This window comes from Nonomuraea sp. NPDC049725 (assembly GCF_040674795.1).
GTDB lineage: Bacteria > Actinomycetota > Actinomycetes > Streptosporangiales > Streptosporangiaceae > Nonomuraea > Nonomuraea ceibae.
Genome location: NZ_JBFANJ010000009.1, coordinates 339537 through 355202 on the forward strand (window position 1 = coordinate 339537; position 15666 = coordinate 355202).

15 protein-coding genes and 1 pseudogene are annotated in these 15666 nt (G+C 72.0%); 11 read left to right on the top strand and 5 right to left on the bottom strand.

Annotation, left to right across the window (positions count from 1 at the left end; translation table 11 throughout):
- Position 1: 1 nt before the first annotated feature.
- Genes AB0J53_RS24955 through AB0J53_RS24970 form a run of 4 tightly spaced genes read left to right on the top strand, consistent with a single transcriptional unit; the run spans position 2 to position 3904 of the window.
- Positions 2–913, top strand: a complete 912-nt coding sequence (locus AB0J53_RS24955; RefSeq protein WP_364176275.1) for a branched-chain amino acid ABC transporter permease — start codon at positions 2–4, stop codon at positions 911–913.
- Complete coding sequence (locus tag AB0J53_RS24960) at positions 910–2457, top strand: branched-chain amino acid ABC transporter permease (RefSeq protein ID WP_364176278.1); 1548 nt, start codon at positions 910–912, stop codon at positions 2455–2457. The genes AB0J53_RS24955 and AB0J53_RS24960 overlap by 4 nt, the downstream gene beginning before the upstream one ends.
- A complete protein-coding gene (locus AB0J53_RS24965; protein ID WP_364176280.1) occupies positions 2454–3206 on the top strand; it encodes an ABC transporter ATP-binding protein in 753 nt (250 codons plus the stop codon). The genes AB0J53_RS24960 and AB0J53_RS24965 overlap by 4 nt, the downstream gene beginning before the upstream one ends.
- Positions 3206–3904 (top strand): ABC transporter ATP-binding protein, encoded by a 699-nt coding sequence (locus AB0J53_RS24970; protein WP_364176282.1) that lies wholly within the window; start codon positions 3206–3208, stop codon positions 3902–3904. Before AB0J53_RS24965 ends, AB0J53_RS24970 begins: the two co-directional genes overlap by 1 nt.
- A 15-nt stretch (positions 3905–3919) precedes the next feature.
- Here AB0J53_RS24970 and AB0J53_RS24975 read toward each other — a convergent pair whose 3' ends face one another.
- Positions 3920–5143 carry a cytochrome P450 gene (locus AB0J53_RS24975; RefSeq protein WP_364176285.1) on the bottom strand — a complete coding sequence of 408 codons (1224 nt, stop codon included), beginning with the start codon at positions 5141–5143 and terminating at the stop codon, positions 3920–3922.
- 380 nt (positions 5144–5523) lie between these two features.
- Between AB0J53_RS24975 and AB0J53_RS24980 the strand changes: the two are divergent.
- Together AB0J53_RS24980 and AB0J53_RS24985 are read left to right on the top strand one after the other, a co-directional pair.
- Positions 5524–5781, top strand: a pseudogene (locus AB0J53_RS24980) (helix-turn-helix transcriptional regulator); the annotation flags it as partial.
- A 41-nt stretch (positions 5782–5822) separates the two neighbouring features.
- Positions 5823–6473, top strand: coding sequence for a response regulator transcription factor (locus tag AB0J53_RS24985; RefSeq protein ID WP_364176288.1), 651 nt, complete (start codon positions 5823–5825; stop codon positions 6471–6473).
- On the opposite strand, the gene AB0J53_RS24990 is transcribed toward AB0J53_RS24985, so the two are convergent.
- Both AB0J53_RS24990 and AB0J53_RS24995 read right to left on the bottom strand, forming a co-directional pair.
- Positions 6474–7247 (bottom strand): hypothetical protein, encoded by a 774-nt coding sequence (locus AB0J53_RS24990; RefSeq protein WP_364176291.1) that lies wholly within the window; start codon positions 7245–7247, stop codon positions 6474–6476.
- Between the two features lie 101 nt (positions 7248–7348).
- Positions 7349–8572: a histidine kinase gene (locus AB0J53_RS24995; RefSeq protein ID WP_364176294.1), complete on the bottom strand. Its 1224-nt coding sequence runs from the start codon at positions 8570–8572 to the stop codon at positions 7349–7351.
- A gap of 439 nt (positions 8573–9011) precedes the next feature.
- Between AB0J53_RS24995 and AB0J53_RS25000 the strand changes: the two genes are divergently transcribed.
- Both AB0J53_RS25000 and AB0J53_RS25005 read left to right on the top strand, forming a co-directional pair.
- Positions 9012–9365, top strand: a complete 354-nt coding sequence (locus tag AB0J53_RS25000) for a hypothetical protein (RefSeq protein WP_364176297.1) — start codon at positions 9012–9014, stop codon at positions 9363–9365.
- Entirely contained in the window at positions 9349–9963 is a 615-nt protein-coding gene (locus tag AB0J53_RS25005) for an OmpA family protein (protein ID WP_364176300.1), read from the top strand. The genes AB0J53_RS25000 and AB0J53_RS25005 overlap by 17 nt, the downstream gene beginning before the upstream one ends.
- A gap of 162 nt (positions 9964–10125) precedes the next feature.
- On the opposite strand, the gene AB0J53_RS25010 is transcribed toward AB0J53_RS25005, so the two are convergent.
- The gene (locus AB0J53_RS25010; RefSeq protein ID WP_219510563.1) at positions 10126–10470 is read right to left on the bottom strand and encodes a hypothetical protein; all 345 of its coding nucleotides are present in this window, start codon (positions 10468–10470) and stop codon (positions 10126–10128) included.
- Between the two features lie 104 nt (positions 10471–10574).
- Here AB0J53_RS25010 and AB0J53_RS25015 point away from each other — a divergent pair, with 104 nt between their 5' ends.
- Positions 10575–11873, top strand: coding sequence for a VCBS repeat-containing protein (locus AB0J53_RS25015; protein WP_364176304.1), 1299 nt, complete (start codon positions 10575–10577; stop codon positions 11871–11873).
- Positions 11874–11959: 86 nt separating this feature from the next.
- Positions 11960–13612: a catalase gene (locus AB0J53_RS25020; RefSeq protein ID WP_364176307.1), complete on the top strand. Its 1653-nt coding sequence runs from the start codon at positions 11960–11962 to the stop codon at positions 13610–13612.
- On the opposite strand, the gene AB0J53_RS25025 is transcribed toward AB0J53_RS25020, so the two are convergent.
- Positions 13581–14429 (bottom strand): DUF4429 domain-containing protein, encoded by an 849-nt coding sequence (locus AB0J53_RS25025; protein ID WP_364176310.1) that lies wholly within the window; start codon positions 14427–14429, stop codon positions 13581–13583. The genes AB0J53_RS25020 and AB0J53_RS25025 overlap by 32 nt on opposite strands.
- A gap of 112 nt (positions 14430–14541) precedes the next feature.
- Between AB0J53_RS25025 and AB0J53_RS25030 the strand changes: the two genes are divergently transcribed.
- Positions 14542–15666 (top strand): alcohol dehydrogenase catalytic domain-containing protein, encoded by a 1125-nt coding sequence (locus AB0J53_RS25030; protein WP_364176313.1) that lies wholly within the window; start codon positions 14542–14544, stop codon positions 15664–15666.

Below are 15666 nucleotides of genomic sequence, written 5' to 3' on the forward strand. Positions count from 1 at the left end.
CGTGTCCACTCTGGCGCAGCAGATTGTTAACGGTCTGGTGCTGGGTGCGCTGATCGGCTTGATCGCGCTCGGCTACACGATGGTCTACGGCATCGTCCAGTTGATCAACTTCGCTCACGGCGAGGTGTTCATGGTGGGCGCGTTCGGCGCCCACTTCGTCTCCCTGCGTCTGCTGCCCGCGGACACGCCCTGGTACACGGCGCTGCCGGTCATGTGCGTGACGGCGGTGGCCGTCTCCGTGGCGGTCGCGGTCGCGGTGGAGAGGCTGGCGTACCGGCCGCTGCGCGGCGCGCACAAGCTGGCGCCGCTGATCACCGCGCTCGGGGTGTCCATCCTGCTGCAGGAGGTGGTGCGGGTCTTCTACCCCGGCGCCACCGCGCCGCTGGCCTTCCCGCGCGCCTTCCCCGACGGGCACCTGGTGCTCGGGCCGGTGACGGTCCTGTGGACCGGCGTGCTGGCCCTCGCCGTCGCCCCCCTGCTGGCCGCCGCGCTGCACCTGTACGTGGAGCGCTCCCGCCTGGGACGCGCCATGCGCGCCACGGCCCAGGACGCCGAGACCGCCCGGCTCATGGGGATCGACCCGGACCGGGTGATCCTGGCGACGTTCGTCCTCGGCGCGGCGCTCGCGGGGGCGGGCGCCGTCCTGTACGGCATCCACTACACGCAGATCGACACCGCCATCGGCTTCCAGAACGGCATCTTCGCCTTCACCGCGGCCGTGCTCGGCGGCATCGGCAGCATCCGCGGCGCCATGCTCGGCGCGCTCTCCATCGGCCTGGTGAAGTCACTGGCCGGCCAGTACGCCTGGGGCGGCGCCCAGTACGACTACGTGTGGGTCTTCGCACTGCTGATCCTGGTCCTGATGTTCCGCCCGCAGGGCTTCCTCGGCCGGCCGGAGAGGGTGCGGGCATGACGTCCTCCTTCGTCCGGGACCGCCCGGTCACCGAAGCGCCGTCCCCGCGTGAGCCGCGCTCCGCCTGGCGTTCCGCGCCGGGCGCCGCGCTGGTGCTGCTCGGGGCGCTGTCGCCGTGGGCGTCGGCCGTCATCCCCGGCGGCGCCTATCCCGGCCTGGCCACGCTGCAGTTCTTCGACGCCCCGTACCTGGTCACCGGCTTCCGCCTGCACCTGCTGCTCCTGGGGCTGGCCGCGATGCTGCCCCGCGCGAGCCGGGCCGCGGGCGCGGGCGCGGCCGTCATCGCGCTCGTCCACACCGCGTTCCTGGCCGCGCTCGGCGTCCTGTCGTTCGGCGGGCCGGTGACGCTGGCCGGAGGCGCCCTGCTGATCTGGCTGGGCCGGAGGGAACCGGCCCCCACGTGGAAGCTTCCGTCCCGCGCGCTGGCCTGGCCGATCCTGGTGGCGGCCTTCGCCGCCCTGCTGTGGGCGGTGTCGGCGATGCTGACGGCGGGCGGGCAGAGCCGGGCGACCAACCCGCACGGAGGGGCCGAGTTCCTGTCGTTCCTCGGATTCGCCGTCGGCCTGTTCGGCATCCTGTCCGCGTACGGGGTGCTCTCCTGGCTCTCGGCCCTGGCCGAACGGCACCGGGCCTTCAGCCTCACCGTCCTGCTGGCCTGCGCCATGCTCCTGCCGCTCACCGAGGCCGGAACCGGCTACTGGATGACGGTGGCCTCCACCATCGGCATCTACGCGGCCACCGCGATCGGGCTCAACATCGTCGTGGGCCTGGCAGGGCTGCTCGACCTCGGCTACGTGGCCTTCCTCGGCATCGGCGCCTTCACCGCCGCGAACCTGGCCCACGTGGTGTCCTTCCCGGTCGCGGCGCTCGCGGGCGCGGTGGTGGCGGGCCTGCTCGGCGTCGTGGTGGGCGCGCCCACCCTCCGCGTGCGGGGCGACTACCTGGCGATCGTGACGCTCGCGTTCGGCGAGATCTTCTTCCGGGCCGCGCAGAACGACATCGGCGGGCTGACCGGCGGCGCCAACTCCATCCCGGGGATCCCGCCGATCACCCTCTTCGGGCAGGGCTTCGACCAGCCGGTCGGCGGGCTGCCCGCCGGCTTCCTCTACTACGCGCTGACCGTGCTCCTGGTCGCCGGCACGATGGCGGTCCTGGCCAACCTCAAGCACAGCCGCACCGGCCGGGCCTGGCTGGCGATCAGAGAGGACGAGGACGTCGCCAGGGCGATGGGCGTGCGCACCGGCCGGGCCAAGATCCTGGCCTTCCTGGTGGGCGCCACGCTGGCGGGCCTGGCGGGCGCGGTCTTCGCGCACAAGCTCGGCACGGTCGGCTACGAGAGCTTCGACTTCAGCGAATCGGTCACCTTGCTGGCAGCGGTGATCCTCGGCGGCATGGGCACGGTGCCCGGTGCGCTCGTGGGCGCCTCGCTGCTGTTCGTGCTGCCGGAGAAGCTGCGCGAGTTCAGCGATTACCGGCTGATGCTCTTCGGGCTCGCCCTCATCCTCATCATGCGTTTCCGGCCCAAGGGGTTGGTGTCCTCATGACTCTCGTCGCAGAGCGCCTGTTCATGTCCTTCGGAGGCCTCCTCGCGCTGGACGACGTCTCGCTCACCGTGCCCGACGGCGGCGTGGTCGGGCTGATCGGCCCCAACGGCGCCGGCAAGACCACCCTCTTCAACTGCCTGACGGGCCTGTACGCACCCACGTCCGGACAGGTGGTGCTGAACGGGCGGCCGCTCGTGGCCGACGCCGCCGAGGCGGCCCGCGGCGGCATCGCGCGCACCTTCCAGAACATCCGCCTGTTCTCCGAGATGTCCGTCCTCGACAACGTGCTCGTCGGCCGGCACACCCGGATCAGGCAGAGCCTGCTGAACGCGCTCCTGCACGGCCCCGGGTTCCGCAGGAGCGAGAGGGAGGCCGTCGAACGCGCCCGCGCCGAACTGGCCTTCGTCGGGCTCGACCCGGCCGGTCAGGCCCCCGCCCGCAGCCTGGCGTACGGGGACCAGCGGCGCCTGGAGATCGCCAGGGCGCTGGCGGGCGACCCGTCGGTGCTCATGCTGGACGAGCCGACCGCCGGCATGAACGCCACCGAGACGGCCGCCGTCAGCCGCCTGATCGACGCCATCCGCCGGCGCGGGATCTCCGTGGTCGTGATCGAGCACGACACCAGGTTCATCTTCTCCCTCTGCGACCACGTCCACGTGCTTGTGCGCGGCCGCCTGCTGACCAGCGGGCCGCCGGAGACCGTACGCGCCGACCCGCGCGTCATCGACGCCTACCTAGGAGCGGCCTGATGCTCGAAGTGAACGGACTCGCGGTCGCGTACGGCGCGATCGAGGCGGTCAAGGACGTCGGCTTCACCGTCCAGGAGGGGCAGATCGTCTGCCTGGTCGGCACCAACGGCGCGGGCAAGAGCACCGTGCTCAAGGCCGTGTCGGGCCTGCTCCGCCCGCACCGCGGCGAGATCCGCCTCCGGGGCCGCCCCATCCACCACCTGCCGGCGCACGCCGTCCTCGCCGCCGGCGTCGCGCACTGTCCCGAGGGGCGTCGCCTGTTCGCCGGCATGACCGTCGAGGAGAACCTGCGCCTGGGCGGCCACCTGCGCCGGGACCGCCACGTCGCGAAGGACATGACCCGCGTCTACGACCTCTTCCCCGTCCTGGGGGAACGCCGTACGCAACGGGCGGGCCTCTTCTCCGGAGGCGAGCAGCAGATGCTGGCCATCGGCCGCGCCCTGATGGCCCGGCCGGCGCTGCTCATGTTCGACGAGCCCACCATGGGGCTGTCGCCCATCATGATCCGGCGCATCCTCGACACCATCGCCCTGCTCCGGAACCAGGGGACGACGATCCTCATGGTCGAGCAGAACGCCCTGGCCGCTCTCATGCTGGCCGACCACGGCTACGTCATCGACCTCGGCCGGACCACCATGTCCGGGCCGGGCACGGACCTGCTGGCCGACCCGCGCGTCCGCGCCGCCTACCTCGGCTGACCGCGGCGCCCGTCTCTAGCGCGTGCCGGGGCGGGCGGGTGTGAGGCGGACGGGCAGGGCGCGGACGAAGTCGCCGTGCGGCTGCCCGTCCCGGACGACCGGCCCGGTGACCTCGATCTTCGCGAACCGCTCGACGAGCAGCCGCACGGTCTCCTCGATCTCGACGAGCGCGATCAGGCGTCCCAGGCACGCGTGCCGCCCGGAGCCGAAGTTCAGCACGGGTCTCGGATGCGTACGGCCGATCCGGAACCGCTTCGGGTCGGTGAAGACCGACGGATCGTGGTTGGCGGCGATCACCGAGGCGAACAGCCACGTGCCCGAGGGGATCGCCAGCCCGGCGAACTCCTGGTCCGCGCTCCCGAGCCTCGGGTCCGACCAGACGTTCGGACGCGCCCGCAGGCTCTCCTGGACCGCGCTCGGGATCAGTGTGGGGTCCTCGCGCAGCAGGCGCCACTGGTCCGGATGCGCGGCGAGCGCCATGACGGTGTGCGAGAGGGCCGCGCTCGTGTTGTCCGTGCTGGCCGTCAGCAGCGTGAAGAGGATTTCGAGGATCTCCTCCGTGGTCGTCTCGCCCCGCCGCTCCGCCACGAGGAGCTGGGAGAGCACGTCGTCGCCTGGCTCGGCGCGCCGGCGTTCGATGTGGGCGCGGGCGTAGTCCACCAGCGTGCGGGCGCCGCGTTCGATCTCGTCACGATGGCGGGGATCGGCGCGGAACGCCTTGAGCAGCATGTCCGAGCAGGCCGCGACCAGCTCGTGGTCCTCGGCGGGCGCGCCGATGAGATGACAGAAGTACGCGGCCGGCACGTGGGGCGCGACGGCCTTGGCGAAGTCGAACTCGTCGCCCGGCAGGCTGTCGAGCAGCCCGGCGGCGATCAGGCGCGCCACGCCCCGGGAGCGCTCGATCACCACCGGGCCGAGCAGCGGCCCCAGCAGCCGGCGCTGGCGCCGGTGGGCCTCACCCTCGAGCGCCGCCGTGTTCGCGACGCTGTAGCGGTACGCGACATCGCCCGGATTCAGCCCGCAGGCGGTGAGCAGCTCGGCGAAGCCCACCGTGAACCGCTCGTCACGCAGCAGTGACCGCGCCAGGTCGTAGCTGAGGAACTCCACCCCGCGCGGGCTCCGGGCGACGGGGACGCCCGGCCCGAGCGCCTCGATCATGCCCAGCGGGTCCGAGACGTAGTCAGCGGAGTACACGTCGAGGAAAGGCAAACTGTCGATGTCCCGTGTGAGGTCGCGCATCTGATCCCCCTGATCTCCATCGCGAGCGGGCTCCGCCGAGCCCGCCGACCGGATCGAGCCTGTCAGCGCGAGCGCGGCATGATCCATCCCGCCTGCGCTACCTCCACCGGTAGCGCAGCCTGTCGGCCGGAGACGCTTCGGGTGGCGTGAGCCGATCCGGTCAGACGCCGACCTCGTAGGGGCGCACGTCCACGGTGTCCTTCCAGCCGGCGTCGGTCGGCAGGGGCGGTCCGCCGTTGCGCGTCAGCAGGTGGAGGTGCACGGGATGGTGGAAGTCGCTGGTGAACCGCCAGGAAGACGCGCGCGGCCACGGCCTCTCCGGGAGGCTCGACCGCCGACAGCCGACGGCACCGCGCTGTCGTCGGCCGCCCGGTGCCAGGCCCGGTCCGGACCGGCTGACCGACAGGGAACGCGAGGTCCTGACGCTGGTGGCGACCGGCCTGTCCAACGAGGAGATCGCCACCCACCTGACCATCAGCCACGCCGCCGCGAAGACCCGCGTCAGCAGGACGATGTCCAGGCTGGGCGCAAGGGGCCGCGCCCAACTGGTCGTCCACGCCTACGAGCCGGGCCTGGTCACCCCGGGCGCCCGTTGGTCGCCCCGCCCGGTCCGCGCGGGGCGCGCGGCCCGGCCGTAGGGTTGAGCATGATCGAGCAGCGCGCGAAAGGCCGGTAACGGATGCGGGTGATGGTCGCCGACGACTGTCTGCTGTTCCGCGAAGGGCTCGCCCGGCTCCTCACCGAACGCGGGTTCCAGGTCACGGGCCAGGCGGGTGACCCGGGGTGGCTGATCAGCCTCGTCCGTCAGGACCCGCCCGACGTGGTCGTGGTCGACGTCCGCATGCCGCCGACGTACACGGCCGAAGGTCTCGACGTGGCGCGGGAGCTGCGTGACGCCTATCCCGGGCTGGGCGTGCTGGTCCTGTCGCAGTACGTCGAGACGCACCACGCCGGTCAGCTCTTCGGAGAGGACGGCGGAGTCGGCGGCGCGGGCTACCTGCTCAAGCACCGGGTCAACCGGCTGGACGACCTGGAGAGCGGCGTCCGGCGCGTCGGGGCGGGCGGCCTGGTCCTCGATCCGTCGGTGGTCGACCGGCTGCTGCGGCGCCGGCGGACGCGAGATCCGCTCGACGAGCTGACCGGCCGGGAGCGCCAGGTGCTGGGCCTGATGGCCGAGGGGCGTACGAACGCGGCCATCGCCAAGGCGATGAGCGTGACCGTCAAGACGGTCGAGGCGCACGTGCGCAACATCTTCGACCGGCTGCACCTGGCGCTCACGGACGACGACAACCGCAGGGTCCTCGCGGTCCTCGCGTATCTACGGCGCTGATCAGCCGTTCTGGCCCGCCTTCAGCGGCGTCCTGGCGGTGGGCAGGAGGACCTGCCCCGTGACGAACTCGGTCCACAGGCCGAAGCGGAGTTCCCCGCCCGTTCTCGCGGTGGTCTCGGCGAAGCCGACGGTGCGCCCGTGGTGCCGGCGGGTGGCGCCGAAGGAGAGCTGGAAACGGGTGGTGCCCACGCGGTCCTGGGGTGGGACGGCCGTGGGCGGCACGATCTCGTCCAGCGCCCATCGGTAGTCCTTCCGGTACGGGGACGTGACCCGTTCCAGCGTCTGCTCCAGGATCACCCCCGAAGCCGGCAGCACCACCAGCACCCCGGGTGACCGCCCGATCCGCGTGTTGAAGGCGTGTACCTCCTGCGGCTCGCCGCTCGGGAACTCGCCACGGCCGCCTCCGATTCGCGACCCGGCCGGGCACGCCCGCACCCCCTGCTGCTCGATCACGGCGCGAGCGCACGTGGGGAACGCCTCGGGGTTGAAGCTCACCGAACGATCGAACAGGAAGACGAACCGCCGTGGCCCGGCCGGGACGTCGCCGGTCGCGGCGCGGCTGCGCCGGTCGAAGGCGATCGTCACGCTCCGGCCGGCCCCGCGAGTCGCCGTCACCGACAGCGAGTCGATGTTGTCCGTGGCTTCGACGTCGGGCTCGTACGGCCGCTGCGGCCCGCCCGGAGCGGGGTCCGGCGGGGTGGCGTCGGCAGCCGCGGCCTGCGTGAGCACGCTCAGGGCCGCGAACGCGGCGGCCGCGGTCAGAACGCTCTTCATCCTCATGAAACCTCCAGATGTGGAACGGCGACGGCGGTCACGCGCACGCGTCGGACCCAGGGGAGATGGCTTGCCCACGACCGCCGGCGGGCTCGGTGTGATCATGCTCGCTCGCGTGCGGGGTGGTGAACAGAGGGATAACCCTGTGTCGCGGGGTCAGGGACGGGCAGGCTCGCTGTCACACGGGTGCCCGCACTCGCGGGGCTGTGCACGCGCACGTGGCCGCCGATGGCGGCGGCCCGGTCGGCGAGCCCGCGCAGGCCGCTGCCCGACGGGTCCGCGTTCCCGGCGCCGTCGTCGCTCACGATCAGGACCAGCCGGCTGCCCTCGTCCCGAAGCCGTACGACGACCTGCGAGGCCCTGGCGTGTTTGGCGGCGTTGGCGATGGCCTCGGAGGTGAGGAAGTAGGCGGTCTCCTCGACACGGGAGGGCAGCCGGCGCGCGGGCAGGTCCTCCAGAACGACGGGCAGGGCCGCGCGTTCGGCCAGCGACTCCAGCGCGGGCCCGAGGCCGGCGTCCGCCAGGATCGCCGGGTAGACGCCACGGGCCAGCTCGCGCAGCTCCTCCAGGGCCGCCTCCAGCTCCATCATCGCCCGGTTGAGCGCCGCCCCGGCTTCCGGCGGTTCGGCCAGGCGTGTGCGTGCGAGCGTGAGTGACATGCCGACGTTCACCAGGCGCTGTTGCGCGCCGTCGTGCAGGTCGCGTTCGATGCTGCGGCGCCCGGCGTCCATCGCCTCGACCACCTTGCCCCTGGCGTCCTTCACCTCGCCGTGCAGGTGCTCGTTCTCCGCGAGCAGCCCGCGTACGCGCGTGTTGCCCGCGCAGATCACCCGGACCATGACCTCGATCGGCCAGGTCACCAGCGCGGCCAGGAGCAGCCCGAGACCGGGCACGGGCAGGAACAGCTCCATCGCCGTCACTCCGCCGGCCAGCCAGCCGAGGAGGCTGATGAGCAGCCCCGCCGCGGTGAAGGGGAAGCCGGGCGACGAGGCGAAGACCGCGTAGGCGAAGACCACGAACAGCACCCCGGGCGCCAGGTCGCCGATCCCCGCCAGGACAGGGTGGTCGAAGGAGCGCAATCCAGCCGTGAACCAGGTGAACCCGATCGCGACCGTCCGCCGCCCCAGCGAGCTCACGTGCCGCTGCGACCAGACGATCAGCCCCATGACGATGTAGACCCATGCCGCCCATAAGGGTCCCGCCACCCCGGCCAGGTCCCAGAGCGGCGCGGCGTGCGGGTCGTCCAGCCAGCCGGTGCCGGCGACGTACACGACGCTGGCGAGAACGGCCAGCGCCACGATGCCGTACCTGGTTCTGAATGTCATGAACCCTCCTTCGCAGAGATCACGCCGATCGGCACCCATGACATCAACTACCACCGCAAAGTCGGCGAAAGCCGCCATCCGGGCGGCGACATCTAGGGATAACCCCATGGCCGGCGTCGCGGCGGACCACGACGATGGCATCTCCCGGACGCGCATGAAGTGAAAGGCGATGAGGAGTCTCCCGATGACAAGGCATGTCGCAGCTCTGACAGGGGTTCCGGCTCTCGTGATAGCCCTGACGGCCTGCGGTGCGGTGGGCGGGCCCGGCGGCGGTGGAGAGCGCCAGGACGGCGCTCGTGCGGCGAACTCCACCGGGACCTCCGCGGCCCGGCCGAGTTCGTCGGCGTCACCCGAGACGACGACCACCACCACACCGGCCGTATCTCCGTCAGCCCTTGCCCCGATCGCGTCTCAGCGGTTCGAGCGTGAGGGGCGCGACATGACCGTGACCATCACCCAGCTCCAGCGGGAGGGGAAGATGACCACGCTCAGCCTCACGATCAGCAACGAGGACGGGCCCTCCTGGCGCATCGGCAACGACCTGGGCAAAGGACCGACCGACTACACGGTGGGCGGACTCTCCCTGGTGGACGCCGGCAACGCCAAGCGGTACCGGCCCGGACGCACCGGCCACTTCGCCTGTCTGTGCTCCACGACCAGCGGCAGCGTGGTCATCGACGAGGGCGAGAGCCTTCCCTTCTACGCGACGTTCGCCGCTCCGCCCCCGGACGTCACCAAGGTGCACGTCGAGGTCCCGGGCTTCGGAATCATGAGCGATGTCCCGATCGCGTGAGCCGGTCACGGCCACTTCGGTGACCGAGGCCCGGGCGGCGCGCCGACGGCTGGCTCTGAGCCTCGGAACGGCGTCGATGCTGCTGCTCACCACGTACACCCCGGCCTCAGCCGGGACCCGGGCAGACGACGTCTTTCCCGTTGAGGACATCAGGCACCTCGTCGAGAACGTCCGGCTCACCGTGGAGTCCCTGGACGCCTCGGAGAGCGAGACCCGCGACGACAGGACCGTCACCGTCACCCTGACCAGCGACGTGCTTTTCGCCTTCGACAAGTGGGAGGTGACCGGGGCAGCCAGGACCCGGCTGGCGAGGATCGCGGACAGCATCAGGACCGACGCGCCCGACGGCGTCATCGAGATCGCCGGGCATACCGACGACCAGGGCTCGAAGGCCTACAACCGCCGCCTGTCCCAGCGTCGCGCCGAAGCCGTGCGCGGCGTCCTCGCCGGGTTGCTCTCCGGGCGGTCCGTCACGTTGAGGGCCTCCGGCCACGGCGAGACCAGGCCGCGGGTGCCCAACATGGTCGGCAACCGGCCCAGCGCCGAGAACCGGGCGCTCAACCGGCGCGTCGAGATCGTCTACGAGGCGAGCCGATGACCACTCCACCGTGTGCCCGGCCGGCCGGTGGTACCCATGCCTGTTCTTTCCGTCGAACATCTTTTACGACGTGAAATATCTTGGTGTGCGAGAAGGCGGCCTTGTCTGTCGAGCGGAACCCCGGCTCGGATCGCCGGGCCGGGGTTCCGTCGTGCCGTGGGGTCAGGAGAAGACGACGGAGCGCACCAGGAGGCGGTCCGAGGCTCCCGCGCCGGGGCGCAGGCTGTAGTAGACGTCGCCCGCGCAGCCGCGCTCCAGGAAGACGGTGGCCGTCGCGTCGGTCAGGTTCTTGGGCGCGTAGGCGGCCGACGTGCCGTCGGAGCCGGCGCCCTGGATGTCGATGCACGTCCGGCTCGGCGGGTTGTTGATGAAGCCGACGGCGTCGTACCCGTCGGCGGTCTGGTACGAGTAGCGGAACTGGCCCGTGGCGGCCCAGGCGGAGCCGGGAACCGCCAGGACCAGCATGAGGGCGCCGGCGGCGGCGGCCAGAGCGGAGTGCGAACGCATGGTTCTCCCCTTCACGGAGTAACGACATCGGACACAGAGAGTAATCGTACACTTACAGTCCGTGTCAGGGAGTTGCTCGGCCGGATGCGGCATAGTGGGCGGCCATGGCGAGAAAGCTCGGAGTCTTACTCGTGTCGTCGATGCTCGCCGGGTGCGCCGCCGCAGGGCCGGGCCCCGCCGCGCCGACACGCCCGCCCACGCCGGAGCCCGCGCCGGAGTCTGCGCCGGAGTCCGTGCCGGTCTCGGTGACCCCGGCCGCCGCGCCGCCGTCGCGGCCCCGGTGCTCCGGCAAGGCCGAACCCGGTGACGTGAACGGTGACGGCTACGCCGATCTGGCGTTCGTCCGGACGGGCGCTGACTGGCGGGAGCCGGCCCAGCTCGTGGTGGTGCACGGGTCGGCGCGCGGGCTCGACCCGGCCACCGCCTACGTCGCCGGTGACGGCGCCATGTCCGGCGAGGTGCCCCCGCAGTTCGCCGACCTCGACGGCGACGGCTGCGCGGACGTCGTCATCCCCGACCGGTCCCTGATGATCTTCTGGGGCGGCCGGGGCCCGGCCGCCGTCCTGCCGTACGGGAGTCACTCCGGCGTGGCCGACCTCGACGGCGACGACGCCGCCGACCTGCTGGCGACCACGTCGCGTCCCGACGGCACCGGCGGCAGGCTCGTCCGCCTGCACGGCCCGTTCACCAGGTCCGGCGAGCCCGCCCGCCGGAGCGGCCGTCCGCTCCCCGAGGGCGAGTGGCCCGGCAGGATGGTCACCGATCCGTACGGGCCGGACCTGGTCGTGTACGGGCCCGACGACGGCGAGCAGGCCCACGCCTGGCTGCTGACCGGCAAGGACTTCCGCGAGGTGGCCACGGGCAGCTCGGCGGTGTTCGGCGACTTCGACGGCGACGGCCGCCGCGACGTGGCGATCGGCGACAGCGGAGCACGCAACAACGAGCCGGGCATGGAGACGGAGGACCCGTCGGTCGAGGGCATCACCCGCGTCTTCTACGGCGGCGCGGACCGCGAGCCGCAGGTGCTCGACGGCGTCCGGGGCAGCCTGCACGCCGGCGACCTGACCGGCGACGGCGCCGACGACCTGGTCTCCGGCGAGGTCATCGGCATGCACGCGCGGGTCGTCGGCGGGGCCGAGATCCTCACCGGCTCCCCGGCGGGCGTGCGCCGCCCCGGCCTGTCGTTCAGCCATCGGGGCCCCGAGCGCGGCCCGGCGGGCAAGCGGCTCAAGGACTGGGAGCGCGGCTCGATCAGGACGTGGTCGGTGGGCGACCACGACGGCGACGGCCGGGCCGAGGTGATCCGCGTCTGGCAGGGCGGCCAGGGCCGCGCCCGCTTCTGGCGCGTCGACGGCGCGGGGGCGACGCTGCAGGTGTTCGACCTGGCGGGCAAGGGCGGCTGACCAGAGGGGCGAAGTCTTTGCCGGTGTCGCACGGCGGCTTGAGGGCAGGGCGGGAAAGGGGTCATCCGAGGAGAGGAAACGGTGACATGAGTGACGTTGGTGACCGTCGCGAAGTGCTGACGAACCGGCAGGGCCACCCTGTCTACGACAACCAGAACCAGCGGACGGTGGGCGCGCGAGGGCCCGCCACGCTGGAGAACTACCAGTTCCTGGAGAAGATCAGCCACTTCGACCGCGAGCGCATCCCGGAGCGGGTGGTGCACGCGCGGGGGACCACCGCCTACGGGTTCTTCGAGGCGTACGGGAAGATCGGCGACGAGCCGGTCAGCCGCTACACCAGGGCCAAGCTGTTCCAGGAGCCGGGCAAGCGCACGGATCTCGCGGTGCGCTTCTCCACGGTGATCGGCGGCCGTGACTCGGCGGAGACGGCCCGCGACCCGCGCGGGTTCGCCGTCAAGTTCTATACCGAGGACGGCAACTGGGACCTGGTGGGCAACAACCTGGCGGTGTTCTTCATCCGGGACGCGATCAAGTTTCCCGACGTGATCCACGCGCTCAAGCCGGACCCGGTGACGTTCCGCCAGGAGCCGAACCGGATCTTCGACTTCATGTCGCAGACGCCCGAGTGCATGCACATGCTGGTCAACCTGTTCAGCCCGCGCGGCATCCCGGCCGACTACCGGCACATGCAGGGCTTCGGCGTGAACACGTACAAGTGGACCAACAAGCAGGGCGAGTCGTTCCTGGTCAAGTATCACTGGATGCCCAAGCAGGGCGTGCGCAGCATGACGGCGGCCGACGCGGCGATCATCCAGGCGACCGAGCTGGGGCACGCGACCAAGGACCTGCACGAGGCGATCGAGCGCGGCGACCACCCGGAGTGGGAGCTGCTCGTGCAGGTGATGAGCGACGACGAGCACCCCGAGCTGGACTTCGACCCGCTGGACGACACCAAGGTGTGGCCGGAGAACGAGTTCCCGGCGCGGCCGGTGGGCCGGATGGTGCTCAACCGCAACGTGGACAACAACTTCGCCGAGAACGAGCAGATCTCGTTCGGCACCGGCGTGCTGGTCGACGGGCTGGACTTCTCCGACGACAAGATGCTGGTCGGGCGGACGTTCTCCTACAGCGACACGCAGCGCTACCGGGTCGGCCCCAACTACCTGCAGCTCCCGGTCAACCAGGCGAAGAACGCGAGCATCCGCACCAACCAGCGTGACGGGCAGATGACGTACTTCGTCGACACCGGCGGCGAGTCGCCGCACATCAACTACGAGCCGTCGCTGGTGGGCGGGCTGCGCGAGGCCGAGTACCCGACGGAGGACATCGAGGGCCCGGTCATCACCGGCCGCCTCACCCGCAGGCGCATCCCGCGCACGAACGACTACGTGCAGGCCGGGCAGCGTTACCTGCTGATGGAGGAGTGGGAGCGCGACGACCTGGTGGACAACTTCGTCACCCAGCTCAAGCAGTGCGACCGGCGCATCCAGGAGCGCATGGTGTGGCACTTCCTGCTGGTGGAGGACGACCTGGGGCTGCGCGTGGGCGAGGGCCTGGGCATCACGCCGGACGACGTGGCCGGGCTGGAGCCGCTGCCCAAGCAGGACCTGACGGACGAGGACCGGGACCGGCTGGCCAAGCTGGGCAGGAACGGGCCGCGTGACGTCACCGGGCTGAAGATGACGCACTGCGTGCCGGACGAGCGGTTCACTCCAGGCGGCGCAGCAGGGCCTGCTTAGCCGAGGCGAACTCCTCGTCGTTGAGCACGCCGGAGCGGTGCAGCTCGCCGAGCTCGGCGAGGTGGCGCAGGACCACGTCCACGTCGCCCGCCGGGGCCGGGGCGGGGGGCAGCTCGGCGACGCCGCGCGGGATGCGGGCGTGCACGGCGGCGGCGACCAGCGCGGTCGTGCCGCCGAAGCGCTGCACTCCCCACGAGATGCAGCGCGGGTCCTTCTGCGGCTGCTTGTCGGGCCCGTCGCCCTTGGCGCGGAAGCGCAGGGTGCCGTAGCCGAGGCCGGACTGCGGCTTCCACTCCACGGCCACCAGGTCGGTCAGCGGGAACTCCTGCGGGCCGGCCTCGTCCTTGGCGGTGCTGGCGAAGGCGGTCCACTCGATGCGGACGCGCTCGCCGTCGAAGGCGACGGTGCCGTCACCGGCGGACGCGCTGATCGGCACGTCGGGGCCGGGCAGCAGGTAGTCGTCCGTCGGCCCGCTGGGCGTCTGCCACGCGGCGAGCGCGTCGCGGATCTCGTCGGCGTAGTATTCGGCGGCGCCGGTGCGGCCCTTGGGGACGGCCAGGCGGTAGGGGTCGGCGGGGGCGGTCAGCGAGCCGGCGACCACGTCGGTCAGCGGGTCGGCGCCCCGGCGCAGCCGCAGCCGCAGGTGGCCGCCCTTGCGTGACGGCTCGAACGTCGCCCCGGCGACGGCCTCCAGCGGGACGACGAGCTCGCCGAGCGCCTTGCGCAGCTCGTGCACCTCGCGGCCGCTGCCGGGCACGATCCGGACCGTCTCTCCGTCGAACGTCCACGCCCCGTCGGGGACTGCCAACTCCGCCATGTCCTCCAGCGTAGTGGGCCAGAAAACATTCCGATAACAAGCCTTGACCGGCCAAAACACCACAAACTAACGTCTGCTGCATTCTATAGAAAGCAGAATGTGGAGGCGGTGGATGGACGCGACGGCACACGCGGCGATCGTCACCGACGTCGCGGGACCGGTGGACGTACGCGACTACCCGCTGCCCCGCCCCGGCCCCGGGGAGTTCGTCCTCAAGGTCGAGCTCTGCGGCATGTGCGGCACCGACGCGCACATCTACCGGGGCCGGCTGGCCAGCGTGCGCTTCCCCGCGCTGCTCGGCCACGAGATCGTCGGCACCCTCGCCGCCCTCGGTGAGGGCGTCACCACCGACCACGCCGGCCGGCCGGTGTCGGTCGGCGACCGCGTCGGCGTCTTCCCGTCCCTGAGCTGCGGCCGGTGCTACGACTGCCAGGTGCGGCGCCGGCCCGGCAACTGCCCCGACCGCCGCCCCTCCTACGGCTTCGCCTCGCCCGCCGACCGCCCGCCGCACCTCACCGGCGGCTTCGCCACCCACCTGTACGCCTCCAACGCGGGCACCGTGTTCTACCGGACCGGCCTGCCCCCCGAGGTGGCGGTGCTGCAGGAGCCCCTGTCCGTGGCGCTGCACGGCGTGGAACGTTCCGCGATCCGGATCGGCTCCACCGTCGTGGTCCAGGGCGCCGGCGCGATCGGCCTGATGGCCGTGGCCGCCGCCCGCACCGCCGGGGCCGCCCGGATCGTCGCCGTCGGCGCGCCAGGCGCCCGGCTCGAACTGGCCGCCCGCCTCGGCGCCGACGCCGTGGTCGGGCTCGGCGACGGCCCCGGGAAGCGCCGCCAGGAGATCTTCGACGCGCTGGGCCGCGACGGCGCCGACGCCGTCATCGGCACCGCGGGCTCGCCCGAGGCGTTCCGCGAAGCGCTCGGCCTGGTCGCCGACGGCGGCGTGCTCGCCGAACTCGGCAACTTCACCGACCGCGGCGCCATCCCCTTCAACCCGTACAGCGACCTGCTGAAGCGGGACATCACGATCGCCGGCGTGTACGGCGCCGGCCCCGACATGCAGCGCCGCTACCACGAGGCGCTGACCATCCTCGAACGCGGCGGCAGGCCGTACGAGCAGGTGGTGAGCCACCGCCTGCCGCTCGGCAGGGTCCGCGAGGCGCTCGAAGCCCTCGGCGGCGGCTACGCCCTCGACGGCAGGGACGTCGTCAAGCTCGCGATCGACCCCACCGCGTAA

What these genes read in the sequence shown, in the direction of transcription:
- AB0J53_RS25025 (WP_364176310.1), bottom strand. Translation starts at nt 14,429, where the DNA reads ATGGCGGAGTTGGCAGTCCCCGACGGGGCGTGGACGTTCGACGGAGAG.
- AB0J53_RS24965 (WP_364176280.1), top strand. Translation starts at nt 2,454, where the DNA reads ATGACTCTCGTCGCAGAGCGCCTGTTCATGTCCTTCGGAGGCCTCCTC.
- AB0J53_RS24995 (WP_364176294.1), bottom strand. Translation starts at nt 8,572, where the DNA reads ATGACATTCAGAACCAGGTACGGCATCGTGGCGCTGGCCGTTCTCGCC.
- AB0J53_RS25030 (WP_364176313.1), top strand. Translation starts at nt 14,542, where the DNA reads ATGGACGCGACGGCACACGCGGCGATCGTCACCGACGTCGCGGGACCG.
- AB0J53_RS25015 (WP_364176304.1), top strand. Translation starts at nt 10,575, where the DNA reads ATGGCGAGAAAGCTCGGAGTCTTACTCGTGTCGTCGATGCTCGCCGGG.
- AB0J53_RS25000 (WP_364176297.1), top strand. Translation starts at nt 9,012, where the DNA reads ATGACCGTGACCATCACCCAGCTCCAGCGGGAGGGGAAGATGACCACG.
- AB0J53_RS24970 (WP_364176282.1), top strand. Translation starts at nt 3,206, where the DNA reads ATGCTCGAAGTGAACGGACTCGCGGTCGCGTACGGCGCGATCGAGGCG.
- AB0J53_RS24975 (WP_364176285.1), bottom strand. Translation starts at nt 5,143, where the DNA reads ATGCGCGACCTCACACGGGACATCGACAGTTTGCCTTTCCTCGACGTG.
- AB0J53_RS25020 (WP_364176307.1), top strand. Translation starts at nt 11,960, where the DNA reads ATGAGTGACGTTGGTGACCGTCGCGAAGTGCTGACGAACCGGCAGGGC.
- AB0J53_RS24990 (WP_364176291.1), bottom strand. Translation starts at nt 7,247, where the DNA reads ATGAAGAGCGTTCTGACCGCGGCCGCCGCGTTCGCGGCCCTGAGCGTG.
- AB0J53_RS24985 (WP_364176288.1), top strand. Translation starts at nt 5,823, where the DNA reads ATGCGGGTGATGGTCGCCGACGACTGTCTGCTGTTCCGCGAAGGGCTC.
- AB0J53_RS24960 (WP_364176278.1), top strand. Translation starts at nt 910, where the DNA reads ATGACGTCCTCCTTCGTCCGGGACCGCCCGGTCACCGAAGCGCCGTCC.
- AB0J53_RS25005 (WP_364176300.1), top strand. Translation starts at nt 9,349, where the DNA reads ATGTCCCGATCGCGTGAGCCGGTCACGGCCACTTCGGTGACCGAGGCC.
- AB0J53_RS25010 (WP_219510563.1), bottom strand. Translation starts at nt 10,470, where the DNA reads ATGCGTTCGCACTCCGCTCTGGCCGCCGCCGCCGGCGCCCTCATGCTG.